General features: G+C 60.9%; 25 protein-coding genes and 1 tRNA gene. 13 read left to right on the forward strand and 13 right to left on the reverse strand.

The genetic code is table 11. The features are described from left to right. Positions 1-235: 235 nt before the first annotated feature. Entirely contained in the window at positions 236-1321 is a 1086-nt protein-coding gene (glnL, locus tag HBJ59_RS06045) for a nitrogen regulation protein NR(II) (protein ID WP_003218001.1), read from the forward strand. Continuing rightward, complete coding sequence (gene ntrC / locus HBJ59_RS06050; RefSeq protein ID WP_003218003.1) at positions 1318-2754, forward strand: nitrogen regulation protein NR(I); 1437 nt, start codon at positions 1318-1320, stop codon at positions 2752-2754. Before glnL ends, ntrC begins: the two co-directional genes overlap by 4 nt. Before the next feature lie 623 nt (positions 2755-3377). Here the strand turns inward: ntrC and HBJ59_RS06055 are convergent. Further along, on the reverse strand, positions 3378-3818 hold the full coding sequence (locus HBJ59_RS06055; protein WP_076018127.1) for a hypothetical protein: 441 nt from the start codon (positions 3816-3818) through the stop codon (positions 3378-3380). Here HBJ59_RS06055 and HBJ59_RS06060 point away from each other — a divergent pair. Beyond that, positions 3817-4272 (forward strand): tRNA (cytidine(34)-2'-O)-methyltransferase, encoded by a 456-nt coding sequence (locus HBJ59_RS06060; protein ID WP_003218007.1) that lies wholly within the window; start codon positions 3817-3819, stop codon positions 4270-4272. The two genes, HBJ59_RS06055 and HBJ59_RS06060, sit on opposite strands and share 2 nt — an antisense overlap. Positions 4273-4441: 169 nt before the next feature. On the opposite strand, the gene secB is transcribed toward HBJ59_RS06060, so the two are convergent. The 3 genes from secB to HBJ59_RS06075 are packed head-to-tail and all read right to left on the reverse strand — an operon-like array spanning position 4442 to position 5639. Next, complete coding sequence (gene secB / locus HBJ59_RS06065) at positions 4442-4927, reverse strand: protein-export chaperone SecB (RefSeq protein ID WP_003218009.1); 486 nt, start codon at positions 4925-4927, stop codon at positions 4442-4444. Between the two features lie 42 nt (positions 4928-4969). Beyond that, entirely contained in the window at positions 4970-5224 is a 255-nt protein-coding gene (grxC, locus tag HBJ59_RS06070) for a glutaredoxin 3 (RefSeq protein ID WP_010169095.1), read from the reverse strand. 1 nt (position 5225) lies between these two features. After that, complete coding sequence (locus HBJ59_RS06075; protein ID WP_076018129.1) at positions 5226-5639, reverse strand: rhodanese-like domain-containing protein; 414 nt, start codon at positions 5637-5639, stop codon at positions 5226-5228. A 151-nt stretch (positions 5640-5790) separates the two neighbouring features. Between HBJ59_RS06075 and gpmI the strand changes: the two genes are divergently transcribed. From gpmI to HBJ59_RS06100, 5 genes are all read left to right on the forward strand, one after another. Further along, a complete protein-coding gene (gpmI, locus tag HBJ59_RS06080; protein WP_076018130.1) occupies positions 5791-7317 on the forward strand; it encodes a 2,3-bisphosphoglycerate-independent phosphoglycerate mutase in 1527 nt (508 codons plus the stop codon). Between the two features lie 137 nt (positions 7318-7454). Further along, positions 7455-8750 carry a murein hydrolase activator EnvC gene (locus HBJ59_RS06085; protein ID WP_076018131.1) on the forward strand — a complete coding sequence of 432 codons (1296 nt, stop codon included), beginning with the start codon at positions 7455-7457 and terminating at the stop codon, positions 8748-8750. Positions 8751-8781: 31 nt separating this feature from the next. Then, positions 8782-10089, forward strand: a complete 1308-nt coding sequence (locus HBJ59_RS06090) for a S41 family peptidase (protein WP_076018132.1) — start codon at positions 8782-8784, stop codon at positions 10087-10089. Between the two features lies 1 nt (position 10090). Beyond that, entirely contained in the window at positions 10091-10873 is a 783-nt protein-coding gene (locus HBJ59_RS06095) for a divergent polysaccharide deacetylase family protein (RefSeq protein ID WP_167662997.1), read from the forward strand. A gap of 74 nt (positions 10874-10947) precedes the next feature. Then, positions 10948-12249 carry a Vps62-related protein gene (locus tag HBJ59_RS06100; RefSeq protein WP_167662998.1) on the forward strand — a complete coding sequence of 434 codons (1302 nt, stop codon included), beginning with the start codon at positions 10948-10950 and terminating at the stop codon, positions 12247-12249. On the opposite strand, the gene HBJ59_RS06105 is transcribed toward HBJ59_RS06100, so the two are convergent. The 7 genes from HBJ59_RS06105 to HBJ59_RS06135 all read right to left on the reverse strand — a co-directional run bounded on the left by HBJ59_RS06105 (position 12202) and on the right by HBJ59_RS06135 (position 17990). Continuing rightward, positions 12202-12960: an ABC transporter substrate-binding protein gene (locus HBJ59_RS06105; RefSeq protein WP_167662999.1), complete on the reverse strand. Its 759-nt coding sequence runs from the start codon at positions 12958-12960 to the stop codon at positions 12202-12204. The genes HBJ59_RS06100 and HBJ59_RS06105 overlap by 48 nt on opposite strands. 66 nt (positions 12961-13026) lie before the next feature. Beyond that, entirely contained in the window at positions 13027-13797 is a 771-nt protein-coding gene (hisF, locus tag HBJ59_RS06110) for an imidazole glycerol phosphate synthase subunit HisF (RefSeq protein ID WP_017138643.1), read from the reverse strand. A 9-nt stretch (positions 13798-13806) separates the two neighbouring features. Continuing rightward, a complete protein-coding gene (gene hisA / locus HBJ59_RS06115) occupies positions 13807-14544 on the reverse strand; it encodes a 1-(5-phosphoribosyl)-5-[(5-phosphoribosylamino)methylideneamino]imidazole-4-carboxamide isomerase (RefSeq protein WP_029295899.1) in 738 nt (245 codons plus the stop codon). A 39-nt stretch (positions 14545-14583) separates the two neighbouring features. Beyond that, complete coding sequence (locus HBJ59_RS06120) at positions 14584-14841, reverse strand: DUF2164 domain-containing protein (RefSeq protein ID WP_003218033.1); 258 nt, start codon at positions 14839-14841, stop codon at positions 14584-14586. Next, positions 14841-15479 (reverse strand): imidazole glycerol phosphate synthase subunit HisH, encoded by a 639-nt coding sequence (gene hisH / locus HBJ59_RS06125; protein WP_017478168.1) that lies wholly within the window; start codon positions 15477-15479, stop codon positions 14841-14843. Before hisH ends, HBJ59_RS06120 begins: the two co-directional genes overlap by 1 nt. Further along, on the reverse strand, positions 15479-16072 hold the full coding sequence (gene hisB, locus HBJ59_RS06130) for an imidazoleglycerol-phosphate dehydratase HisB (RefSeq protein ID WP_003218037.1): 594 nt from the start codon (positions 16070-16072) through the stop codon (positions 15479-15481). The genes hisH and hisB overlap by 1 nt, the downstream gene beginning before the upstream one ends. A 256-nt stretch (positions 16073-16328) precedes the next feature. Beyond that, positions 16329-17990 (reverse strand): OFA family MFS transporter, encoded by a 1662-nt coding sequence (locus tag HBJ59_RS06135; RefSeq protein WP_076018136.1) that lies wholly within the window; start codon positions 17988-17990, stop codon positions 16329-16331. Between the two features lie 324 nt (positions 17991-18314). On the opposite strand from HBJ59_RS06135, the gene HBJ59_RS06140 reads away from it, so the two are divergent. The 4 genes from HBJ59_RS06140 to HBJ59_RS06155 all read left to right on the forward strand — a co-directional run bounded on the left by HBJ59_RS06140 (position 18315) and on the right by HBJ59_RS06155 (position 22043). After that, positions 18315-20531: an AsmA family protein gene (locus HBJ59_RS06140; RefSeq protein ID WP_076018137.1), complete on the forward strand. Its 2217-nt coding sequence runs from the start codon at positions 18315-18317 to the stop codon at positions 20529-20531. Beyond that, positions 20528-21595, forward strand: coding sequence for an A/G-specific adenine glycosylase (gene mutY, locus HBJ59_RS06145; protein WP_167663000.1), 1068 nt, complete (start codon positions 20528-20530; stop codon positions 21593-21595). Before HBJ59_RS06140 ends, mutY begins: the two co-directional genes overlap by 4 nt. Further along, positions 21592-21864 carry an oxidative damage protection protein gene (locus tag HBJ59_RS06150; protein WP_010169058.1) on the forward strand — a complete coding sequence of 91 codons (273 nt, stop codon included), beginning with the start codon at positions 21592-21594 and terminating at the stop codon, positions 21862-21864. Before mutY ends, HBJ59_RS06150 begins: the two co-directional genes overlap by 4 nt. A 103-nt stretch (positions 21865-21967) precedes the next feature. Next, positions 21968-22043: transfer RNA gene (locus HBJ59_RS06155), tRNA-Phe, on the forward strand. 180 nt (positions 22044-22223) lie between these two features. Here the strand turns inward: HBJ59_RS06155 and HBJ59_RS06160 are convergent. Both HBJ59_RS06160 and HBJ59_RS06165 read right to left on the reverse strand, forming a co-directional pair. Then, positions 22224-23864, reverse strand: coding sequence for a glycosyltransferase family 39 protein (locus HBJ59_RS06160; RefSeq protein ID WP_167663001.1), 1641 nt, complete (start codon positions 23862-23864; stop codon positions 22224-22226). An 87-nt stretch (positions 23865-23951) separates the two neighbouring features. Continuing rightward, entirely contained in the window at positions 23952-24917 is a 966-nt protein-coding gene (locus tag HBJ59_RS06165; protein ID WP_167663002.1) for an arsenic resistance protein, read from the reverse strand. 173 nt (positions 24918-25090) lie between these two features. On the opposite strand from HBJ59_RS06165, the gene HBJ59_RS06170 reads away from it, so the two are divergent. Then, positions 25091-26011: an alpha/beta fold hydrolase gene (locus HBJ59_RS06170; RefSeq protein WP_167663003.1), complete on the forward strand. Its 921-nt coding sequence runs from the start codon at positions 25091-25093 to the stop codon at positions 26009-26011. Positions 26012-26061 lie beyond the last annotated feature (50 nt).

Below are 26061 nucleotides of genomic sequence, written 5' to 3' on the forward strand. Positions count from 1 at the left end.
TGAACAGATTTTTCAAAACCGCACTATATTGGTGCGATACGCTGCACCCTTCCCACTTACTCAACCCATTTTGGTTCGAAACTTCCCGCTCAAGCTGGCAGAACGCCACAGTTTCGCGCCTTAACCCCCCATTTCAGGGCTTTAACGCTTCTTTTCGGAGCTTTGGTTTGTTTTTTGCATTTTCCTTGTATCAGCGCATGCCTCAAGGCCGCGCCTTGCTCCAAAAGAGGTCCTAATGACCATCAGCGACGCCCTGCACCGCCTGCTACTCGACAACCTGACCACCGCGACCATTCTGCTCAATGACGAACTGCGCCTTGAGTACATGAACCCGGCGGCGGAAATGCTGCTGGCCATCAGCGGACAGCGCAGCCATGGGCAATTCATCAGTGAGCTGTTCACTGAGTCGGCCGAGGCCTTGAGCTCATTGCGCCAGGCCGTGGAGCAGGCGCACCCGTTCACCAAGCGCGAAGCGATGCTCACCGCCCTCACCGGCCAGACCCTGACCGTCGATTACGCGGTAACGCCGATCCTGAGTCACGGCGCGACCCTGCTGCTGCTGGAGGTGCACCCCCGGGATCGCCTGCTGCGCATCACCAAGGAAGAGGCGCAATTGTCCAAGCAGGAAACCAGCAAGATGCTGGTGCGCGGCCTGGCCCATGAGATCAAGAACCCGCTGGGCGGGATTCGCGGCGCCGCACAGTTGCTGGCCCGAGAGCTGCCGGACGAGAACCTCAAGGACTACACCAACGTCATCATCGAGGAAGCCGACCGCCTGCGTAACCTGGTAGACCGCATGCTCGGCTCCAACAAGCTGCCGTCGCTGGCGATGACCAACGTCCACGAAGTATTGGAGCGGGTTTGCCAACTGGTGGAGGCCGAAAGCCAGGGCTGCATCACCTTGGTGCGCGACTACGACCCAAGCATTCCCGACGTATTGATCGACCGCGAGCAGATGATCCAGGCGGTGCTCAATATCGTGCGCAACGCGATGCAGGCCATCAGCAGCCAGAACGAACTGCGCCTGGGCCGCATCAGCCTGCGCACCCGCGCCTTGCGCCAGTTCACCATCGGCCACGTGCGCCATCGCCTGGTGACCAAGGTCGAGATCATCGACAACGGGCCGGGCATCCCTGCCGAGCTGCAGGAAACCATCTTTTTCCCAATGGTCAGCGGCCGCCCGGACGGTACCGGACTCGGCTTGGCCATTACCCAGAACATCATCAGCCAGCACCAGGGCTTGATCGAATGTGAGAGCCATCCCGGCCACACCACCTTCTCGATCTTTCTGCCACTGGAACAAGGAGCCCCATCGACATGAGCCGTAGTGAAACTGTCTGGATCGTCGATGACGACCGTTCTATCCGCTGGGTCCTGGAGAAAGCCTTGCAACAGGAAGGCATGACCACCCAGAGCTTCGACAGCGCCGACGGGGTGATGAGCCGCCTGGCTCGCCAGCAGCCCGACGTGATCATCTCCGACATCCGCATGCCCGGCGCCAGTGGCCTGGACCTGCTGGCGCGGATTCGCGAGCAGCACCCGCGCCTGCCGGTGATCATCATGACCGCGCACTCGGACCTGGACAGCGCTGTCGCGTCCTATCAGGGCGGCGCCTTTGAATACCTGCCAAAACCGTTCGACGTGGACGAAGCGGTGGCGCTGGTAAAACGCGCCAACCAGCACGCTCAGGAACAACAGAATCAGGAAGCCCCGCCTGCCCTGACCCGAACCCCGGAAATCATCGGCGAAGCGCCGGCGATGCAGGAAGTGTTTCGCGCCATCGGACGCTTGAGCCACTCCAACATCACCGTGCTGATCAACGGCGAGTCGGGTACCGGTAAAGAGCTGGTGGCCCACGCCCTGCATCGTCACAGCCCACGGGCGGCGTCGCCGTTCATTGCGTTGAACATGGCGGCGATTCCGAAAGACTTGATGGAATCGGAACTGTTCGGCCATGAAAAAGGCGCGTTCACCGGCGCAGCCAACCTGCGCCGTGGCCGTTTTGAACAGGCCGATGGCGGCACGTTGTTCCTCGATGAAATCGGCGACATGCCGGCCGACACCCAGACGCGCTTGCTGCGGGTACTGGCCGACGGCGAGTTTTACCGGGTAGGCGGGCACACGCCAGTCAAGGTCGACGTACGCATCATCGCGGCGACCCACCAGAACCTCGAAACCCTGGTGCATGCCGGGAAATTCCGCGAAGACTTGTTCCACCGCCTGAACGTGATCCGCATCCACATCCCACGGATGTCGGACCGCCGCGAAGACATCCCGACCCTGGCCCGTCACTTCCTCAGCCGTGCCGCCCAGGAGCTGGCCGTCGAGCCGAAGCTGCTGAAAAGCGAGACCGAGGAATACCTGAAGAACCTGCCATGGCCGGGCAACGTGCGTCAGTTGGAGAACACCTGCCGCTGGATCACGGTGATGGCGTCCGGGCGCGAAGTGCATATCAGCGACCTGCCGCCTGAGCTGCTGAGCCTCCCGCAGGATTCGGCACCGGTGACCAACTGGGAGCAGGCACTGCGCCAGTGGGCCGACCAGGCCTTGGCACGTGGCCAGTCGAACCTGCTGGACAGCGCTGTGCCGGCTTTCGAGCGGATCATGATCGAAACCGCTCTCAAGCATACCGCCGGCCGTCGTCGCGACGCCGCCGTGCTGCTGGGCTGGGGCCGTAACACCCTGACGCGCAAGATCAAGGAGTTGGGGATGAAGGTCGATGGTGGGGATGATGACGAAGGTGATGAGGGCTGATTGCCTTCTCACAACCACCGAAAAACCCATGTGGGAGCGGGCTTGCTCGCGAAGGCGGTGTATCAGTCACTGGATATGTAGACTGGCACACCGCCTTCGCGAGCAAGCCCGCTCCCACATTTGGACCTCCACAAAGTTTCAGCACCGTGCACCGCTTCAATGCACCACGAACCGGCATCGCGCACTTATCCGACCCCTGAAACACATGCCTTGTTAAAAAAATATTAAAAGCTGAAAACGCCAAAGCCCCGTATTCCGGGGCTTTGCGCTTTCTGAAGAAATTTCTTGGCACAACTTTGCAATTCTGGCACGCGCCCTGCAATAACCCTGTTACTACCCAGTTTCGGGGACCTTGGTACAGGCAGGCCGAGAATCCCCTCTTTACACCCGGGGTGCTTGATGCGGATCGCGTCGCGCCCCACACCCGTTTCGGGAACCTCGGTACAGGCAGGCCGGGGATTCCCTCTTTAACACCGAAGCCTTTGGCTTCACCCCGTTTTGGGAGCCCTGGTACAGGCAGGCCGGGAACTCCCTTCTTTACACCCGGGGCTTATGAGGCAACGCGCCCATAGCCCCAGCCCGTTTTGGGAACCTTGGTACAGGCAGGCCGGGGATTCCCTCTTTTATTGCTCCTGGAGATGGATCTCCACCCGCCAGCGCCCCTCGACCTTCTCCCCCGACCACGCCCCACGCAACGGCCGAGCCGCCACCAGGTTCAGCAGCAAACCGCCATCGGTCTTGCGGATGCGCCAGTTCACATCCTTGTCGTTGACCTTCAGTTGCCCGCCCTGAGCCTTGCCCAGCGCGTCGAACAGCAGCGCCACCGTGCCGTCGATATGCTCGCCGTGCAGCTTGGGCTCGCTGTTGAACCACACCACCAGGCCATCGGTGGCAGGCTCTACCTGCTGCAGCTCGACCGGGTCTGGCGTGGTCAGCCGGCCGATCATCAGGCCCACCATCAAGCCGACAATTGCCAACGAGCCTAAAACCCGTGGCAATAGCTTCGGCCTGGGGTCTTCTTCAGGGGTAGAATGCAGCGCATCTTTGCCTTCGGAGCCGTGCATGTTTCACGTCATCCTTTTTCAACCAGAAATTCCGCCGAATACCGGCAACGTTATCAGGCTGTGCGCCAACAGTGGCTGCCACCTGCATTTGATCGAGCCCTTGGGTTTCGACATGGACGACAAGCGCCTGCGCCGCGCCGGGCTGGACTACCACGAGTACGCCACCCTGCAACGCCACGCCGACCTCGCCAGTTGCCTGGAAAGCCTGAACCACCCGCGGTTGTTCGCGTTTACCACCAAGGGCTCGCGGCCGTTCCATGATGCCAGCTTTGCCGAAGGCGACGCCTTCCTGTTCGGCCCGGAAAGCCGCGGCCTGCCGGCGGACGTCCTCGACGCCCTGCCCGACGGCCACCGCCTGCGCTTACCGATGCGCGAAGGCTGCCGCAGCCTGAACCTGTCCAACACCGTGGCCGTCGCCGTGTATGAGGGTTGGCGCCAACTCGGTTTCAAATAGCGCACATAACCAATGTGGGAGCGGGCTTGCTCGCGAAAAACGTTAACGATGACGCGGGCATCCTGAATGGACACAGCGCTCTCAGGTTTTTCGCGAGCAAGCTCGCTCCTACAGGGGGCTCGCCCAATAAAAAAGCGCCTGTTACGGCGCTTTTTTATGCAGCAACAGCTTACTGAACCGTTGGCGAACCTTCCTGTTGCATGCGCTGCAGCTCTTGCGCATACAGGGCATCGAAGTTCACTGGAGCCAGCATCAGCGCCGGGAAGGAGCCACGGGTGACCAGGCTGTCCAGAGTCTCACGGGCATACGGGAACAGGATGTTCGGGCAGAACGCGCCCAGGGTGTGGCTCATGGACGCTTCGTCCAGGCCCTGGATCAGGAAGATACCAGCCTGTTGCACTTCAGCGATGAAGGCTACTTCTTCGCCGTTCTTGACGGTAACCGACAAGGTCAGCACGACCTCGTGGAAGTCGCCTTCCAGAGCCTTTTGACGGGTGTTCAGGTCCAGCGCAACGCTCGGGGTCCATTCCTGACGGAAGATGGCCGGGCTTTTCGGCGCCTCGAACGACAAGTCACGCACGTAGATACGCTGCAGGGAAAATTGTGGGCCTTGAGCTTCTTCTGCTGCCGCTTCGGTGTTCTGTTGGTCAGTCATCGCAGATCCTTCGTGATCTTGGGGTCTTTTAGGGGTTAGGAGTCAGACGTGAAGCAGCGCATCCAGTTTACCGGCGCGCTCGAGTGCGAACAGGTCATCGCATCCACCGACATGCTTGTCACCGATCCAGATCTGCGGCACGGACGTGCGTCCCGCTTTCTTGGTCATCTCGGCGCGCACCTGGGGCTTGCCATCAACCTTGATCTCTTCGAAGGCAATGCCCTTTTTCTCAAGCAGGGCCTTGGCCCGCATGCAATAAGGGCAATAATCGCTGGAATAAACGACAACCTGGCTCATATCACTTCACCAGCGGCAGGTTGTCGCCACGCCAGCTGGAAATGCCACCCGACAGTTTGGCGGCGTTGAAGCCGGTTTTCAGCATCTCGCGGGCGTGGGTGCCGGAGTGCTGGCCTTGGGCGTCGACCAGGATGATGGTCTTGCCCTTGTACTTTTCCAGCTCGGCCAGGCGCGAAATCAGCTTGTCCTGGGGAATGTTCAGCGCGCCGACAATGTGACCGGCGGCGAAATCCTTGGCGGGACGAATGTCCACCACTACAGCCTCATCCTTGTTGACCAGGGCGGTCAGCTCGGACGTGCTGAGGCTGCGGCCACCGCGGCTCATTTCATGAGCGATCAGCAGCGCCAGCAGGACGACGAACGCACCAGCGAGCAAATAGTGGGTAGTGGCAAATGCAATCAGGTGATCAACCATCAAGGAGGTTCCAGGGCGTTAAAATGGCGGTAAGTATACACAGCCGTCATGGTCGGCCAACCCCCGTAAAGCGGTGACGTGGTCGGAACTTCGCTTTAAACTGCCACTCCCTTTTCAATTGCCTTCATTCATTACCGCCGCGAGAGGATCTATGACTACTACGCCTAAACCTTTGGTCCTGATAATTCTCGATGGCTTCGGACACAGTGAAAGCCACCACGACAACGCTGTGTACTCGGCCAAGAAGCCAGTACTGGACCGTCTGAGCGCTACCGTACCGAACGGCCTTATTTCGGGCTCGGGCATGGATGTTGGCCTGCCGGATGGCCAAATGGGCAACTCGGAAGTCGGCCACATGAACCTCGGTGCCGGACGAGTGGTATATCAAGACTTCACCCGCGTGACCAAATCGATCCGCGACGGCGAGTTTTTCGAGAACCCGACCATCTGCGCGGCGGTGGATAAAGCAGTCAAGGCCGGCAAGGCCGTGCACTTCATGGGCCTGCTGTCCGACGGCGGCGTCCACAGCCACCAGGACCACCTGATCGCCATGGCCGAACTGGCCTTCAAGCGCGGCGCCGAAAAAATCTACCTGCACGCCTTCCTTGACGGTCGCGACACCCCGCCGAAAAGCGCCCAGTCCTCCATCGAACTGCTGGACGAAACCTTCAAGACCCTCGGCAAGGGCCGCATCGCCAGCCTGGTCGGCCGTTACTTCGCGATGGACCGTGACAACCGCTGGGACCGCGTAGCCCAGGCCTACAACCTGATCGTCGACGGCCAGGCCGAATTCAACGCCGCCACCGCCCAGGAAGGCCTGGAAGCCGCCTATGCCCGTGGCGAGAGCGACGAATTCGTCAAGGCCACCACCATCGGTGAACCGGTAAAAGTCGAAGATGGCGACGCCCTGGTGTTCATGAACTTCCGCGCCGACCGTGCCCGCGAGCTGAGCCATGTGTTTGTCGATGACGGTTTCAAGGACTTCCAGCGCGCCCGCCAGCCGAAAGTCGAATTCGTGATGTTGACCCAATACGCCGCCAACATCCCGGCCCCGTCGGCATTCGCCCCGGGCAGCCTGGAAAACGTGCTGGGCGACTACCTGGCGAAAAACGGCAAGACCCAGCTGCGCATTGCCGAAACCGAGAAATACGCCCACGTGACCTTCTTCTTCTCCGGCGGTCGTGAAGAACCGTTCCCGGGCGAAGAGCGCATCCTGATCCCGTCGCCGAAAGTCGCTACCTACGACCTGCAGCCGGAGATGAGTGCCCCGGAAGTCACGGACAAGATCGTCGACGCCATCGAACACCAGCGTTACGACGTGATCGTGGTCAACTACGCCAACGGCGACATGGTGGGCCACAGCGGCAACCTCGAAGCGGCGGTAAAAGCCGTGGAATGCCTGGACCTGTGCGTCGGCCGCATTGTCGACGCCCTGGACAAGGTAGGCGGCGAAGCGTTGATCACCGCCGACCACGGCAACTGCGAGCAAATGTCCGACGAATCCACCGGCCAGGCCCACACAGCCCATACCACCGAGCCGGTGCCATTCATCTACGTCGGCAAACGCGACCTGAAAGTGCGTGACGGCGGTGTACTGGCCGACGTGGCGCCGACCATGCTGATGCTGATGGGGCTGGAGAAGCCGAAAGAGATGACTGGCACTTCGATATTGGTTTAATAGCAAAACCGTCCGATTAAATCGCCCGAAATGGCTTTTTATGACGAACGCCTCAAAGCAGTTGGCTTTGAGGCGTTTTTTTTGCAGCGCTTGGCGGGCATACTAGGCCGTCCCTTTCCCTGGTGTCGCCCGCCTCTATGCTTCGCGCCTTGATTACCCTTGCTCTTGTCTGCCTGCTTCAACCGGCGTTTGCCGATGAGCGCGCACAAACCCAACAACAGTTGGACGCTACGCGTCAGGACATTACCGAGCTCAAGAAGCTGCTCGGCAAGCTCCAGGAAGAGAAATCCGGTGTGCAGAAAGACCTGCGCGGCACGGAAACCGAGATGGGCAAGCTGGAGAAGCAGGTCCAGGAGCTGCAAAAAGAATTAAAGAAGAGCGAGTCGGAACTGGAGCGACTCGACGCTGAGAAAAAAAAACTCCAGAGCGCCCGCGTTGAACAGCAACGCCTGATCGCGATCCAGGCCCGCGCCGCCTACCAGAACGGCCGCCAGGAATATCTCAAGCTGCTGCTCAACCAGCAGAACCCGGAAAAATTCGCCCGCACCCTCACCTATTACGACTACCTGAGCAAGGCCCGCCTGGAGCAACTGAAAAGCTTCAACGAGACCCTGCGCCAGTTGGCCAACGTCGAAACAGAAATTGCCAACCAGCAATCGCAGTTGCTCGACCAGAAAACCGCCCTCGACAGCCAGCGCGACGAGCTGGACAAGGTTCGCAAGGAGCGCCAGCAAGCGCTGGCCAAGCTGAATGACGACGTGAAGGCCCGTGACGCCAAGCTCCAGGCCCGCGAGCAGGATCAGGCCGACCTGGGCAAAGTCCTGAAAACCATCGAGGAAACCCTGGCGCGCCAGGCCCGTGAGGCAGAGCAAGCGCGGCAAAAAGCGCTGCTGGCCCAGCAGGAAGCCGAAAAAAAGCGCGAGCGTGAGGCCGCCGAGGCAGTCGCCACTGATGCCCCGGCCCCGCGTAAACCGGCGCGTGCAGCGCCTGGCCCATTGGTTTCCAGCTCCGGCGAATCGTTTGGCGGACCTTTTGCTTCAGCTCGGGGCAAACTTCCATGGCCAGTTGATGGTCGATTACTGGCACGCTTTGGTGAAACCCGTGGCGATGACACCCGCGCCAAGTGGGACGGTGTGATGATCAGTGCCGGTGCCGGCACCCAGGTCCACGCCATTCACGGCGGCCGTGTGGTGTTCGCCGATTGGCTGCGTGGCGCAGGTTTGTTGGTGATTCTTGACCACGGTAATGGCTATTTGAGCCTTTACGGCCACAATCAAACTTTGCTTAAAGCGGCAGGTGATGTTGTAAAAGCCGGTGAATCCATCTCCACTGTCGGTAACAGTGGTGGCCAGGACACCCCGGCGCTGTACTTCGCTATTCGTCAGCAGGGCCGCCCGAGCGACCCGGCACAATGGTGCCGTACCCAAGGATAAGGGTCGCATCTACATTAGGAGTTCGTTCGACATGCTGCATTTGTCCCGCCTCACATCGCTGGCCCTGACGATCGCCCTGGTGATCGGCGCGCCTTTGGCATTCGCCGACCAGACCGCCCAGTCAGCCACGGCCGCGACCACCAAGGCCCCGCTGCCGCTGGACGAGTTGCGCACCTTCGCCGAGGTCATGGACCGGATCAAGGCGGCCTATGTCGAACCTGTAGACGACAAGACCCTGCTGGAAAATGCCATCAAGGGCATGCTCAGCAACCTTGACCCGCACTCTGCCTACCTGGGCCCGGAAGATTTCGCCGAGCTGCAGGAAAGCACCAGTGGTGAATTCGGTGGCCTGGGCATTGAAGTCGGCGCCGAAGACGGCCAGATCAAAGTGGTCTCGCCGATCGATGACACGCCAGCTTCCAAGGCCGGGATCCAGGCGGGCGACCTGATCGTCAAGATCAACGGCCAGCCGACCCGCGGCCAGACCATGACCGAAGCCGTCGACAAGATGCGCGGCAAGCTCGGCCAGAAAATCACCCTGACCCTGGTACGCGACGGCGGCAACCCGTTTGACGTGACCCTGGCGCGCGCCACCATTACCGTCAAGAGCGTGAAGGCCCAACTGCTGGAGTCGGGCTACGGCTACATCCGTATCACCCAGTTCCAGGTTAAGACCGGCGATGAAGTCGCCAAGGCTTTGGCCAAGCTGCGTAAAGACAACGGCAAGAAACTCAGCGGCATCGTGCTCGACCTGCGCAACAACCCAGGCGGCGTGTTGCAGGCGGCGGTGGAAGTGGTCGACCACTTCATCACCAAGGGCCTGATCGTCTACACCAAGGGCCGTATTGCCAACTCCGAACTGCGCTTCTCGGCCACCGGCAACGACCTCAGCGAAGGCGTGCCGATGGTTGTGCTGATCAACGGCGGCAGCGCCTCGGCTTCGGAAATCGTCGCCGGCGCCCTGCAAGACCAGAAACGCGGTGTGCTGATGGGCACCACCAGCTTCGGCAAAGGCTCGGTGCAAACCGTGCTGCCGCTGAACAACGAGCGCGCCCTGAAGATCACCACGGCGCTGTACTACACGCCGAATGGTCGCTCGATCCAGGCCCAGGGCATCGTGCCGGACATCGAAGTGCGCAAGGCCAAGATCACCAACGAAGCCGACAGCGAGTTCTACAAGGAAGCCGACTTGCAGGGCCACCTGGGCAATGGTAACGGCGGCGCCGACCAGCCAACCGGCAGCGGCTCTAAAGCCAAGCCGATGCCGCAGGACGACGATTATCAACTGGCCCAGGCGCTGAGCCTGCTCAAGGGCTTGAGCATTACGCGCAGCCGTTGATATGCGTTGTGGACTGATCATCGCGTTGCTGTGCTGTCTGGCGGGAGTTGCCCACGGCAACCCCGCCAGTGCAGCCCCCGCTGAACACAAAGCCTACCTGACCCTGATCATCGACGACCTTGGGCAAAACCTGCCCCGGGATCGTCGCGTGCTCGCGCTGCCCGGCCCGGTGACCACGGCGATCATGCCCGACACACCCCACGCCGCCGAATTCGCCCGCGAAGCCCATAAGGCGGGCAAGATCGTCATCTTGCACATGCCTATGGACCCGGCCACCGGCCCCTTTGCCTGGCACCCCGAGCTACCCATCGAAGAGTTGGGCAAACGCCTGGACGCAGCTTTCAAGGCTGTGCCCTACACCGCCGGCATCAACAACCACATGGGCAGCCGCATGACCGCCCAACCGGAGGCGATGGCCTGGCTGATGGGTGAGTTGCAACGGCGCCACAAGTTCTTCGTCGACAGCCGCACCAGCGCTAAAACCGTCGCCGCCGCCGAGGCGCAGAAGATTGGTTTGGCCAGCGTCTCGCGGGACGTGTTCCTCGATGACGAACGCACTGAAGCGGCCATCACCACTCAATTGCAGACCGCAATCAAGCTGGCCCACAAACAGGGTTCTGCGGTGATGATCGGCCATCCTTATCCACAAACGCTGGCGGTGCTGGAACGGGAGCTGCCCAAGCTCAAGGCCCAGGGCGTCGAGTGGATCGATATCAAGTTGATGATCAGCGTGCGCAGTAACCAGGCCATGGCCGGCCACGGTAAAAACGGCACCTATCGCTAGCGCTACATAGCTACTGCCCATCACCCGGCAGGCTCTCCGATAGTGGATCCCTGGATCAACTGGAGAGTCTCCTCATGAACGCACTGCAATACAAAGACCTGCTTATCAATTTCACGTCCGAATTCATCCCTCTGTGGAATGACCGGGGATCGGGAGTTTACAAGTCCATAAGCTTTTGGCGGCCGGCCACTTCAGCCGACCCGTTGAGCCAGTTTTTCTCGCTGGGTGACATCGCGGTAGAAGGTTATCGCAATATCAACCAGCAGAAAGTCGTCGCCGTCGTCAGCGACGCGAATAAGGCCGGCGGCACCGCACTTCGCTCACCCGATGAGTTCGAGCTGGTGTGGAAAGATGCCGGCTCGGGTGCACGCACCGACTTTTCCCTCTGGCGCCCATTGCCACCTGAAGGCTATGTATCCATGGGGCTGGTGTGCGGCGTGGGCTACGACAAACCGTCGCGCAATGCGGTGCGCTGTGTGCGGGAGGATCTGGTCATGGCCGCGCGGACCGGGCAATTGATCTGGACCGACAAAGGCAGTGGTGCGCCAATGGACTTCAGTGCCTGGGGCATCACGCCAGCCGACGCAGCCCCTGGTGAAATCAACCTGGCCCCCGGCACGTTTATCGGTACCGCCAGCTATGCCAAACCGACCACCGCCAGCTATTCGTTGCGCCTGCCGTTGACCGCCGATCTGAAGGAGTTGCCTGAGCCGCCGCCGCTCTCCGGGTACGCGCCACCTGCGGCACTGCACACACTGGAACAACCTCAGGTGTGCCAACTCCCCTGGTTTGCGGTGAAAGACCCGGACCTGAGCCCCATCGAACAATTGCAAACCTGCCCGATGTATCGACTGGAAAGGATTGATCATTACTTGTTCGTCGGCTTTGGACACAACCAAACGGCCACCAGCCAACCATTCATGTGGACCGCCACCAAGGGCGAGACCGGGAGGCAGTCAAGGGCCCTCACCGCGACCACCAGCATTGAGCTATGCAGTGAATGGCCGTCGGATAACCGCGCATTCGAATTGAGCTTCTCCGCGCACCTGAACCAGGAATTCACCCATTGCCAGCGTTCGGCGAAGGGCTGGGGAGATTTATCGACTCTGGAAATCATCAGCTATATCCCGGCCAACAAAGCCGTCGCGGGCTACATCATTCAGAGTGAATATCGCTTGTTGCGTGAAGATGGCAGCCAGGTGACCGGCACCGTCACCTATACCAACGGCGATAACGTATACGTGAGCGAGTATCCCGCCTCCGAGCCGGAGCGCATTGGCGAGCCGCCAGTCGAGCAGGCCGTGGAACCAACCCAGGCCGAGCCCAACCTAGAGATAACGCCCCATGATTTCATCGACGACACCCTCCTGCCGTAACTGATCCAGGGCTGCCTGAAGCTTGGCCACCGTCTCGTCCGGTACGTTCTTGTTCAGCGCCAGGTACAGCTCGGCACTGTTGAAACGCAGCACGGTCTTGAGCCCGGTCACCCCGACCTGGCGCGCCAGGTAACGGCCCGCCGGGTCGCCGGTGGCCCACAGGTCGATCTGGCCATCGAGCAATTTTTGCGCGTTGTCTTGATCCCGCAGCACGATCACCGGCTTGAGGCCCTGCTTCTCCAGGCTCTCGGCGATGGCATCACCCTTATAGGCGCCGATCTTGTAGCGCCGAGCGTGCTCAAGGTCGGTCAGCTGGATCTTGCTGTCGGCCTTGGCCAGCAGCACCCAATCGTCCGGGCCGATGGGGCCGACCCATTTGAACAGCGCCTCACGGTCCGGCAGGCGTGCCATCACGAACACGCCATAGCCGGGTTTTTCCAGGGCGAGTTTGTAGATTCGCTCCCAAGGGAAGCGCAGGGTCAGGTTGTAGGAGATGCCGGCACGCTTGAAGGTCTCGCGGACGATGTCCACGGCAATACCTTCGATGTTCTCTTCCTTGGCGAAATTCTTGCCGTTTTTCGCCATATTGTAGGGCGGGAAGTTTTCCGTCAGCAGCACCAGGGAAGCGCCGTCGGACGGCTCATCGGCGTGGGCCGAACCCGTCAATAGAACGGTGGTACTGGCGAGGGCGAGCAGCAGGTCTCTGAACATGAAAGTTACCGGAATCCATGGCAAGCCCAGAGAGTGCCGCGAGCCTGCCATGGTGTCCAGTGACGTTTAGCGAACGACGATACCGCGTGCCGCCATGTAGGCCTTGGCCTCGGGAACGGTGTATTCGCCAAAGTGGAAAATACTCGCCGCCAACACTGCACTGGCATGGCCTTCGATCACGCCGTCAGCCAGGTGCTGCAGGTTGCCGACGCCGCCGGAAGCGATTACCGGGATGCCCAGCGCGTCGCTGATGGCACGGGTCACGCCCAGGTCGAAGCCGTTTTTCATGCCGTCCTGGTCCATGCTGGTCAGCAGGATTTCACCGGCGCCCAGGGCTTCCATCTTCATCGCCCACTCCACGGCATCCAACCCGGTAGGCTTGCGTCCGCCGTGGGTGAAAATCTCCCAGCGCGGAGTTTCGCCCGGGCCGGAGACTTTCTTGGCGTCGATGGCGACGACGATGCATTGAGAGCCGAAGTGCTGCGCAGCTTCGCCGACAAATTCCGGGTTGAACACGGCGGCGGTGTTGATCGAGACCTTGTCCGCGCCGGCATTCAGCAGGTTGCGAATGTCCTGTACGGTGCGCACGCCACCGCCCACGGTCAGCGGGATAAACACCTGGCTGGCCATGCGCTCGACGGTATGCAGGGTGGTGTCGCGACCATCGACGCTGGCGGTGATGTCGAGAAAGGTAATCTCGTCAGCACCCTGTTCGTCGTAGCGACGGGCGATTTCCACCGGGTCGCCGGCGTCACGGATGTTCTCGAACTTGACGCCCTTGACCACGCGACCGTTGTCGACGTCCAGGCAAGGGATGATGCGTTTGGCCAGCGCCATGGTCAGTCCTCAGCCGTTGTAGGCGTCGCAGTAAGCCTGGGCTTCAGCGACGTCCAGGGTGCCTTCATAGATCGCCCGGCCGGTGATGGCGCCGATGATCCCTGGCGCCTTCGCGTCCAGCAGCGACTTGATGTCGCCCAGGTTGTGGATGCCGCCGGAAGCGATCACCGGAATCTTGGTAGCAGCGGCCAGCGCAGCGGTGAACGGTACGTTGCAGCCCTGCATCATGCCGTCTTTGGCGATGTCGGTATAAACGATGGCGGAGACGCCGTCGGCTTCAAACTGCTTCGCCAGGTCGATCACCTGGATGGTGCTGATTTCAGCCCAGCCGTCGGTGGCGACGAAACCGTCTTTAGCGTCCAGACCCACGATCACCTTGCCCGGGAACGCGCGGCAGGCTTCGGCAACGAAAGCCGGATCTTTCACGGCCTTGGTGCCGATGATCACGTAGCTCACCCCCGCTTTCACGTAGTGCTCGATGGTTTCCAGGGAGCGTATACCGCCGCCGATCTGGATCGGCAGGTTCGGGTAGCGCTTGGCGATCGCCGTCACCACTTCGCCGTTGACCGGCTGGCCTTCGAAGGCACCGTTCAAGTCCACCAGATGCAGACGACGGCAGCCGCCTTCCACCCACTTGGCAGCCATGCTCACCGGGTCATCGGAGAACACCGTGGAATCTTCCATGCGGCCCTGGCGCAGACGCACGCAGGCGCCGTCCTTGAGATCGATAGCGGGAATAATCAGCATCTGGCAAACCTTATTCGATATTCAGCGTTGCTCGGGAAATCAGGGTTTCTCGAGCGCCCACAAGTCGCTTTCGATGCTTTCGAACCTTTCTTTAAGGTGCGTCTGCACATCGAAAATCGCCCTGTTGTAATAGTGCGGAGCAATTTCAGTGGTGAACAATTCGAGAATTTCTGCAACCTCGAACGAGCCGAGCTTGAGCTCGAAGCGGTCTTCCATGAAACGCTTGATCTTGTCGGTGGCCTCACTCTCCTGCTGGGGAGTGAGGTTCAAGATCGGCGGCTTGACCTTCTTGGCCATTACCAGCGCCCGTCCCAGGCGGCGAAGTTCTGCAGCAATTGCAGGCCATGGGTATGGCTCTTCTCCGGGTGGAACTGCACGGCAAAGCGCGAACCGTCGGCCAGGGCCGCGGCGAAGTCGACGCCATAGTGCCCGCCACCCACCACCTGGCGCGGGTTACCGGCGGCAATGTAGTAGCTGTGCACGAAGTAGAAACGCGCCAGGTCCGGCACGTTGTGCCACAGCGGGTGATCCACGGTCTGGCGCACTTCGTTCCAGCCCATGTGCGGGACTTTCAGGTGTTCGCCGTCTTCGTGCAAATCCTTGCCGAAAAACTTCACCTGGCCGGGGAACAGGCCGATGCAGTCGACGCCGGCGTTCTCTTCACTGCTGTCGAGCAAGGCTTGCATGCCCACGCAGATGCCGAGGAACGGCCGGTCCTGGCTGACTTCACGCACCAGGCTGTCGAAGCCCAGGCGGCGAATCTCAGCCATGCAGTCGCGAATCGCGCCAACCCCCGGGAAAACCACCCGGTCGGCTTCGCGAATCACGTCGGCATCGCTGGTGATCAGTACCTTGCCGGCGCCTACGTGCTCAAGGGCCTTGGCCACCGAGTGCAGGTTACCCATGCCGTAATCGATAACCGCGACCGTCTGCATTACAGGACGCCCTTGGTCGACGGCATTTGCCCGGCCATGCGGTCATCCAGCTCTACGGCCATGCGCAGGGCGCGACCGAAGGCCTTGAACACGGTCTCGATCTGGTGGTGAGTGTTGGTGCCACGCAGGTTGTCGATGTGCAGGCTGACCAGCGCGTGGTTGACGAAGCCCTGGAAGAATTCCTGGAACAGGTCAACGTCGAAGCCGCCCACGGTGGCGCGGGTGTAGGGCACGTGCATCTGCAGGCCTGGGCGGCCGGAGAAGTCGATGACCACACGCGACAGCGCTTCATCCAGCGGGACATAGGCGTGGCCGTAGCGACGGATGCCTTTCTTGTCGCCGATGGCTTTGGCAAAAGCCTGGCCCAACGTGATACCGACGTCTTCCACCGTGTGGTGGTCGTCGATATGCAGGTCGCCCTTGCTGACGATATCCAGGTCGATCAGCCCGTGACGGGCGATCTGGTCCAGCATGTGCTCAAGAAAAGGTACACCGATATCAAATCGGGCCTTTCCGGTGCCATCCAGGTTAATCGAGGCTTTGATCTGGGTTTCCAGAGTGTCGCGCTCGACGGACGCCTTACGTTCGGCCATCACCAGCTCCGCAAAATCATTGGGCGAAAAAGGCAGCCATTATAGGGGCGCGGGCGCTAAACAGAAACATCGGAGGGGATAAGACTGATGGAGTGTCGAGGATAGACATGTCAGTACAAGTGTGGGAGCAGCTTTGCGTGGGAGCGGGCTTGCTCGCGAATGCGGTGGGTCAGCCAATACATGTGCTGACTGATCCATCGCCTTCGCGAGCAAGCCCGCTCCCACACAAGCCCGCTCCCACAAGGTTTACGCGGTGTTAGTGGAACAGTACTGCGGTTTTCTGCAGGGTGACCCACACGCCCCACGCCAACGGAATACCCACCACCAGCCAGGCGGCAACCGCCAATGGCACACTGCCGGAGGAGGCTTTCCATTCCAGCACGGTGCTGGAATCGGCGCCCTTGTCGTGGCCCAGCGCCTGTTCGGCAGCCAGTTCCGCGTCGGTCATGAAGTACTTGTCTGCCACCGGCCGTACCAGCAGGTTGCAGATAAAGCCCAGCACCAGCAGGCCGGCGAGGATGTACAAGGTGATGTCGTAGGCCGCAGCGCGTTCAACGCCGATGCTCAACTGGTACTCACGCAGGTAGTTCACCAACACCGGGCCCAGTACGCCCGCCGCTGCCCATGCAGTCAGCAGACGACCGTGGATCGCACCCACCATTTGCGTACCGAACAGGTCTGCCAGGTAAGCCGGTACGGTCGCAAAACCACCGCCGTACATCGACAGGATGATGCAGAACGCCGCCACGAACAGCGCGACGTTGCCCAGGTGACCCAGGTTAGGAATCAACGCGTACAGGGCAAAGCCCAAGGCGAAGAACACGAAGTAGGTGTTTTTACGGCCCAAGTAGTCGGAGAACGACGCCCAGAAGAACCGGCCACCGATGTTGAACAGGCTCAACAGCCCGGTAAAGCCGGCTGCGATGGCCGCGATGGAAGCCAGTTGACCGGCATCCAGTTGGCCAAACGTCAGGCCGTTACCCAGCAACTTGCCGCCGAACACTTCCTGCAGCAGCGGCGAAGCCATGCCGAGGATGCCGATACCGGCAGACACGTTCAGGCACAGCACCAGCCACACCAGGCGGAATTGCGGGGTTTTCCAGGCCACGTTCACGTGCACGTGACGGTGGGTAATCATCGCGTTGCTGGCTTTTTTCGCCGGGGCAGTCCAGCCCTCAGGCTTCCAGCCGGTGGGCGGAACGCGGTAGGACAAGGCGCCGCCGATCATGAACACGAAGTAGATCACGGCCATGACCACGAAGCTCTGCCACACGCCAACGCTGGTTGGCGAGGCGAAGTGGCCCATCAGGGCGGCTGCCAACGGGGCGCCAACCATCGCGCCGCCGCCGAAGCCCATGATCGCCATGCCGGTAGCCATGCCGCGCTTGTCCGGGAACCACTTGATCAAAGTCGAGACCGGCGAGATATAGCCCAGGCCCAGGCCGATACCACCAATGACCCCGGAGCCGATCCACATCAGCCAGATCTGGTGGGTATAGATCCCCAACGCAGAGATCAGCAGGCCGCCGCACCAGCACAAGGCCGACACGACACCGGCTTTACGTGGCCCGGCATGTTCCAGCCAGCCGCCCCAGATCGCTGCCGAGCAACCCAGGAAGATGAAGAACAGGGTGTAGATCCAGCCCAGCATGGAGATGGGCCAGTCGCATTGCGACGAGAAGACCTGGCTGATAAAGCTCATGTCCGGCGCACAGGCGACCGGTGCGGTGATACCCAGCGCCTTGGACAACGGCAACCAGAACACCGAGAAGCCGTAAGCCATGCCGATGCAAAGGTGAATGGCCAGGGCGGCCGGTGGTACCAGCCAACGGTTGAACCCGGGCTTGGCGATAATGCGTTCCTTGGAAAGGAACGCAGGCTGTGCAGCAGTATTACCCGCCGCAGTGCTAGTGCTCATTGGTGTTTCCCCCAGTTATTAGTATGTGTCCGTCGGGCGCTCTCTCCCTCGGCCTTACACGCAAGGCGTGGCCGTTTTTTTGAGTAAAGCTCCATTTTGGCGCGACGTTTAGCCGCAGAAGGCGGACGAACATGCAGAGATTAGCATCTGTGGATGACAGAAAAACCAAACTGCCATCACCTTTTCCAGGTTATCTGTCTTTTTTGACGCCAAAAACCCGTTTTTCCGACCGTGGATACAATGTAACTATCCGCGAACTGACGTAAGCCTTCGGGCGTTATACTCTGCGGCTAAATTTTAAAATCGACATACAAGGACTCGCCCATGAAAGCGTTCGGCAAAATCCTGGGTCTGGTACTTCTCGGGCTGTTGCTGATCATTGTGGCTCTAGGCTTTGCCCTGACCCATCTCTTCGATCCCAACGACTACAAAGACGAGATTCGCCAGATTGCCCGCGACAAGGCCCACATCGAGCTGACGCTCAATGGCGACATCGGGTGGAGCCTGTTCCCCTGGCTCGGTCTTGAACTGCACGAGGCCAGCGTTGCGACCCTGACCAACCCGACCCAACCGTTTGCCGATCTGCAGATGCTCGGCTTGTCGGTGCGCGTCCTGCCGCTGCTGCGCCGTGAAGTGCAGATGAGCGATGTGCGTGTCGAAGGCTTGAACCTGCGCCTGAACAAAGACGTGCATGGCCACGGCAACTGGGAAGACATCGGCAAGAATGTGCCCGACGCGGGCACTCCCGCCACAGTACCCGCCGTCACTGAAGCGGCCACGCCGCCCAAGCCTGAAAAGCCGCCGCAGCCGATCCGCCTGGACATCGACAGCCTGACCATCAACAACGCCCGCGTCGAATACAACGACGAGCAGACCGGCAAGCAGTTCAGCGCCGAAAGCATCCAGTTGAGCGCCGGCGCCGTGCACGAAGGTGCAAGCATCCCGGTGAAACTCACCGCATTCTTCGGCACCAACCAGCCGCTGATGCGCGTCAAGACCGAGGTCAACGGCAACTTGCGCATTCAGCGCGCCCTCAAGCGCTACCAGTTCGAAGACATGAAAATCACCGGTGAAGCCACCGGCGAGCCGCTGCAAGGCAAGACTGTGAGCTTTTCGACCCAAGGCCAATTGCTGCTGGACCAGTCCGCCAACATTGCCGAATGGACCAACATGAAGCTGTCGCTGAACCAACTGCGCGCCCTGGGCGAGCTGAAGGCCAACGACCTGGACAAGACCCCGCAACTCAGCGGCGCCCTGTCGATTGCCCAGTTTGACCTGGCCAAATTCCTCGACAGCGTCGGCAATCCACTGCCGCCGATGGCTGCAGGCAGCCTGAGCAAGGTCGAACTGGTCAGCCGCCTCAAGGGCACCCCGACCAGCCTGGCGCTTGAAGACCTCAACCTGAAACTCGACGACAGCACCTTTACCGGGCGCGTGGCCGTGGATGATTTCGCCAAGCAGTCCCTGCGAGTGCAGCTCAAGGCCGACACCTTCAACGCCGACAACTACTTGCCGGCCAAGTCCGAAGCCGCCAAAGGCGCCGCAGCCGCGCGCCAGGCTGAAGTACAGAACAGCGAAGCCGGCGCCATGGCGGCCGGCGGCACCACACCGCTGCCGGATGCACCGACCAAGGCCGCATGGAGCACCGACAAGTTGCTGCCGTTGACCCGCCTGCGCACCCTGGACGTGAACGCCGACCTGTCCTTCGGCCAATTGACCCTGAGCCATTTGCCGATTCAGAACGCCGCCCTGAAAGCCTCCGGCCTCGATGGTCAGCTCAAGCTCGATACCCTGAGTGGTGGCCTCTACAACGGCACCTTCCAGGCCAACGGCAACCTTGACGTGCGCCAGGACATCCCGCTGCTGGCGCTGCAAACCCGCATCAAGCAAGTGCCGATCGAACGCATCCTGCAAGCCCAGGGGCAGAACCCGCCGGTGAAAGGCCAGCTCACCCTTGACAGCAACCTCACTGGCCGCGGCAATAGCCAGAAAGCCCTGATCGACAGCCTCAACGGCACTGCCAGCTTCGCGATCAACAATGGCGTTCTGCTCAACGCCAACCTTGAGCAACAGCTGTGCACCGGCATCGCCCTGCTCAACCGCAAAACCCTCAGCGGCGACCAACGCGGCAAGGACACCCCGTTCCAGGAGCTCAAGGGCAACCTGACCTTCCGCAACGGCGTGGCCAGCAACCCCGACCTGAAAGTGCGCATCCCGGGCCTGACCGTCAACGGCGACGGTGACGTCGACCTGCGCGTTCTGGGCATGGACTACCGCGTCGGTATCATCGTTGAAGGTGACCAGCGCGAAGTGCCGGACCCGGCTTGCCAAGTGGGCTCCAACTTCCAGAACATCGAAGTCCCGCTGCGCTGCCGTGGCCCGCTGGAACTGGGCGCCAAGGCGTGCCGCCTGGACAAGGACGGCTTGAGCCAGGTCGCGATCAAGGCGGCGGGCAACAAGCTCAGCGAGAAACTTGAACAGAAGCTCGACAAGGTTAATCCACAGTTGAAAGACGCTTTGAAAGGCCTGTTCAAACGATGAGAAACGAGCAGTTTTCAACGGCGGTGCTTGACTGGTACGACCGCCACGGTCGCCATGACCTGCCCTGGCAACAGGGCATCACGCCTTACCGGGTGTGGGTCTCGGAGATCATGCTGCAGCAGACCCAGGTCAGTACCGTGCTGAACTACTTCGATCGGTTCATGGCGTCATTGCCAACGGTCGAAGCCCTGGCCGCCGCACCGGAAGACGAAGTGCTGCACCTCTGGACTGGGCTGGGTTACTACACCCGGGCGCGCAACCTGCAAAAGACCGCGAAGATCGTCGTTGCCGAATACGGCGGCGAGTTTCCCCGTGACGTCGAAAAGCTCACCGAACTGCCGGGTATCGGCCTGTCCACCGCCGGTGCGATTGCCAGCCTGAGCATGGGCCTGCGGGCGCCGATCCTCGACGGCAACGTCAAACGCGTGCTGGCGCGTTTTACCGCGCAAGAGGGTTACCCGGGCGAGCCGAAGGTCGCCAAACAGCTGTGGGCCACCGCAGAGCGCCTTACGCCACACGACCGTGTCAACGCCTACACCCAGGCGATGATGGACATGGGCGCCACCCTCTGCACCCGCAGCAAACCCAGTTGCCTGCTGTGCCCACTGGAAAAGGGCTGCGAAGCCCACATGCTCGGCCTGGAAACCCGCTACCCGATCCCCAAGCCGCGCAAGACCGTGCCCCAGAAGCGCACGCTGATGCCGCTGCTGGCCAATGGCGAGGGCGCGATTCTGCTTTACCGCCGCCCTTCCACGGGCCTGTGGGGCGGTTTGTGGAGCTTGCCGGAGCTGGATGACCTGGCAGACCTGGAACACCTGGCCAACCAGCACTCGCTGGCGCTGGGCAAGCACCAGGAACTGCCGAGTCTGATTCACACCTTCAGCCACTTCCAACTGGCTATCGAACCCTGGCTGGTCCAGGTCCAGGAGTCTGCCCACCACGTGGCCGAGGCTGACTGGCTCTGGTATAACCTCGCCACCCCGCCGCGCCTGGGCCTTGCCGCCCCGGTAAAGAAACTGCTGAAGCGCGCGGCTGAAGTATTGAACGCAGGAGTTCCGTCATGACCCGCACCATCATCTGCCGCAAGTACCACGAAGAATTGCCCGCCCTGGAACGCGCCCCGTTCCCCGGCGCCAAGGGCCAGGACATCTTCGACAACGTCTCCGCCAAAGCCTGGGCCGACTGGCAAAAGCACCAGACCCTGCTGATCAACGAAAAACGCCTGAACATGATGAACGCCGAAGACCGTAAATACCTTCAGGGCGAGATGGACAAGTTCTTTTCCGGCGAAGATTACGCCAAGGCCGACGGCTACGTTCCACCTGCTGAATAATTGATCAAATGTGGGGGTTGGCCCGTAAGCGACGGTAATAATTAAATATTTTTTGAAAACTTGCTTGACGACCCCCTGAAAAACCAGTTTAATGCGCCCCGTTGCCCAGATAGCTCAGTCGGTAGAGCAGGGGATTGAAAATCCCCGTGTCGGCGGTTCGATTCCGTCTCTGGGCACCACTAATTAGTTTCAGGTGGTGCAAACGTCATCTGAAACACACAAGAAACCCGCCTAGTGCGGGTTTTTTGTTGTCTGGGATTTGTGGTCGCTCACTTTCATCCAATTGCGAAGGGCCAAGAGCCTCTCCAGCCCCAAGCCATAGACAGGCCTGAGGCTGATCGCCAGCCGCCACCCCGCACTCACTTCACCAAAAACACCAGCAGCGGGTTGTCATTCAACCGCCCATTGAACACCGGCGCCATATGCTCCAGCGGCGTGCCGCTCAGCAATGCGGTTTGCTTGCGCTCCACAATAACCCAGGCGGGTCGCGGCAGCGTGTCCACTAGCAACGGTTCGTTGCGCCCAATAAACAACGGCTTCTCGTCGTGATCCAGGTTCATGATGTAGCGAATCGCCCAGGTGTCTTTGGCCAAATCGACAAATACCAACGTTCCGGGATTATCGGCACGCAGCGCCTCCACCGCGCCAACGAAGTTTTTGGTGTCGAATTGCAGGTCCTTCGCCGGCTCCACCACCTTCACCAGCACCAGCCATTGGGTCGCCAGTGCAATCAGGCTGAGCACCACCAGGCGCTGGCCGAGACTGCCCTGCAACCGGCGCCAGGCAATCACGGCAGCCAGTTGCAGCACAATCAACACACCCACCAACGCCGGCACTGAAACCTCGGGCCAGTAACCGTGCTTGTGCCACAGGTGCCGGCAGACAAACACCACGACGATGCCGAGCACCGGCAGGATGGCCACCAACCACTCATAGCCACGACGCACGCCAAGCAGCCAACCTTGCGCCTGGAGCAGCCCATAGGCAGCCACCGCGGCAAACATCGGCACCATGGGCACGATGTAATAGGCGCGCTTGAAGTGCGGGATGGACAAGCCCAGCAAAATCATCAGCCCGCAGCCAGCCAGGCGCAGCATCAGTTGCACGTCGGCATCTTCGTTACGCGACGACCATTTGTGGCGCAGGGCAATCATTGTCGCCAGCGCCAGCGGCACCACCGGGAAATAGCGGTACAGGCTCAACTTGAAGTAGAAGTAGAACGGCTCGCCCGTCTCGTCGAGGCGCCCGGCGAATTGCATCCGCAGCACATCATCGACGAAGGCATCCCCGCCGCTGATCCGCGCCAGCTTCAGCAATACCCACCAACAGCCGGCTAGCAGGACCAAGCCGACCACGCCGTGGGCTATCACCTTTTTCAGCAACGAAAACCGCTCTTCCCGCGTACGAGCCGTGCCCAGCGCCCAGTAGACGCAGGCCACCCCACACACCTCGATCAGCCCCAGCGGCCCGCGAATGGCAAACGCCACCACGAACAACGGAAAGATCGCGTATTGGCGTAACCGCGAGCCCAGGCGCTCGCCGGTATGCAGCAGGTAGAAGCAGCCCAGGCACAGCAATGAGATCATCTGGTCCAGGCACACCGAGCGCGACTTCTCCAGCAATTGCGCGGTCAATGCGGTGAGCAGCACCGTCAGCAGCGCCCACGCCCGGCCCGACGGCACCAGCAAGCGGTAGATCAGCGCCATGACCCCGGCAGACGCCAGGGCGGTGGGCATCACGTTGGCCAGGTCGTTGGGCGCGCCGAACAAGCGGGCAAAGAGATAACTGAGGTAGGTCGCGGTGCCCGGGTAGTCCGGGTACGGCTCACCGTAGGTGGTAGGAAACAGGCTCGCGCCGTGGCGAAACATCTCTTGCATGAACACGGCCCAGCGGCCGTCGAAGCCTTGCGGCTGCTGGTCCCAGATGCCCAGGGTAAACAGCAGCAAAGCGATAAGGAAAATGCCCAGCGATTCCATTCGAAAGCGATTGTGTTGATCCATTATTCAGCCTGTCAGGTGGGGTAAACCGGTCCATGTTGCCGAACCCCACGCTGAATGCCCCCTGAACGGAATCAAACATTCATCAGCCTAACGACGAGCGGGCCAGATCAGCAGCGGCATCAGCCGGATGTAGAGCAGCTCTCCCACCAGTTCCACGAGGGTTTGCGTGATCACCGCTGCGGCGGCGAGCCCGCGGATGTCTTCGGGCAACGCCAGTGCCAGCGGCAGTACCACCAGGGAATTGCGCGTGGACGCGCTGAAGGTGACCGCCCGCGCTGTGGTCGCCGGTAGCTTGAACAGTCGCGAAGCCAATGCCCCCATCAGCGGGGCCAGCAACAGGAAGCCGATATACACCGGGATCACCGGCGCCAGCAGGCCGATATCGCGGACCACAGCAGTAATCTGCGAACCGATCACCACCATCAGCACCAGCGCCATGGCCGGTACAGGCAGCCAGGCCCACGCATCATTCCAGGCGCTGACAAGGCCTGATCGCCGGGACAAGGAAGTCGTCAGCACCGCCAGAATCATCGGTGCAACGATCAGCAGCAGGAACGCCTCGACAAACGGCCCCACCGCCACCACCACCTGCGACTGCGCGCCCAGGATCAACCCCAGGTACACCGGCAACAGCAGCAGCTGGAGCAGCAACAGGATCGGGGTCGCGGCCAGCATCAACCGCGAGTCGCCCTTGCCGATGTGGGCGAACACCACCACGTAGTCGATGCATGGCGTCAGCAGCACCAGTAACGCGCCGATCAGAATCGCCGGATGATCCACCAGGCCAAGGGTCAACGCCCACACCAGCAGCGGGATCAGGATGAAGTTGGCCAGCAGCAATGCGGACATGAAGCGTTTGTTGCCCAAGCTTTGGCGCAGGTCCAGAAACGGGATTTGCAAGAACATCGCGTACATCAGTACGGCGATGGCAGGTGTCACCAGGATGCCCACGCCTTGGGCCATGGATGGCGCCAGCAGACCGAAAACGACGGCCAGCAGCACGCTCGCGAAGTAGAGGGGGATCTGGTTTTGCTCGAGGGTGTCGCGGGTCATGAGCTGGCTCTGGTGGGGCGAAAGGGTCTAAGCCTAGGCATCTGTACGGCTTAGGTCGAGCATCAGAAAAATCCCCGGAGTGTTCTTAGCGGAAATTTGTTAGCTTCGACCTCTTATAAAACTGCGCACGGGCCTTTGACGCCCCATCGAAAGCGCAAGCACCGAGCCCGCTCATGAACCTGCCAACCCGCCCCCAGCCTGAAGCCTTTCGTGAACCTGCTGCCGATGGCCATCCCATTGGCGGCTTCACCTGGCGGCACATCCGGACTGATCCCGATCGCCCCGTAGTGATCATCAACGCCGCCACCTCCGTACGCTGCCGGCACTATTCGCGTTTTGCCGATTACCTGTTTGCCAATGGCTTCGACGTCATCACCTACGACTACCGCGGCATCGGCGAATCCCGCAGCGGCTCGCTGAAGGGGTTCAAGGCCTCATGGACGGATTGGGGCGCGCTGGACTTCGAAGCGATCCTGCAACGGGCCCAGCGGGAGTTTGCCGGCCAGCCGATAGATGTGGTCGGGCACAGTTTTGGCGGGTGCGCGGCGGGACTCGGGGCTTCCGGCGCAGTGATCCGGCGACTGGTCACTGTGGGCGCGCAGTTTGCCTACTGGCGCGACTACGAGGCGAACGGGCGCTGGCGAATGTTTGCCAAATGGCATCTGGTGATGCCAGTGGTAACGGCGGTGTTCGGCTACTTCCCAGGCAAGCGCATGGGCTGGCTCGAGGATACACCGGCAGGTGTGGTGCGCGATTGGAGTACACCGACGCCGGGTTATGAACAGCGCCCGAGCGGGCGAGCCTTGGGTGAGTTGCCATTTTCTCGGGTGCAGGCGCAGGTATTGGCCATCAGCATTACCGATGATCCGTTTGGCACCGTCGCAGCAATCGAACGCCTGCTGGGTTACTTCGAAGGCAGCGAGCGCACGCATCTGCGGATCGCACCTGAAGATATCGGCGAAAAAGAGGTCGGACATTTCGCGTTCTTCCGCAGCCAGTATCAGGATCGGTTGTGGCCGATTGCGCTGGCTTGGCTACAGCGAGGAGCGTTGGCCAACGACACTCCGGGGCGCCAAGTGACGGATCGCACCTAGAAAGCCTTGGGATTTCCCCAGACCTGCGCTTCAATACCCCACCCCCAGAT

The sequence above is a fragment of the Pseudomonas sp. AN3A02 genome (genome assembly GCF_011765255.1).
Lineage (GTDB): Bacteria > Pseudomonadota > Gammaproteobacteria > Pseudomonadales > Pseudomonadaceae > Aquipseudomonas.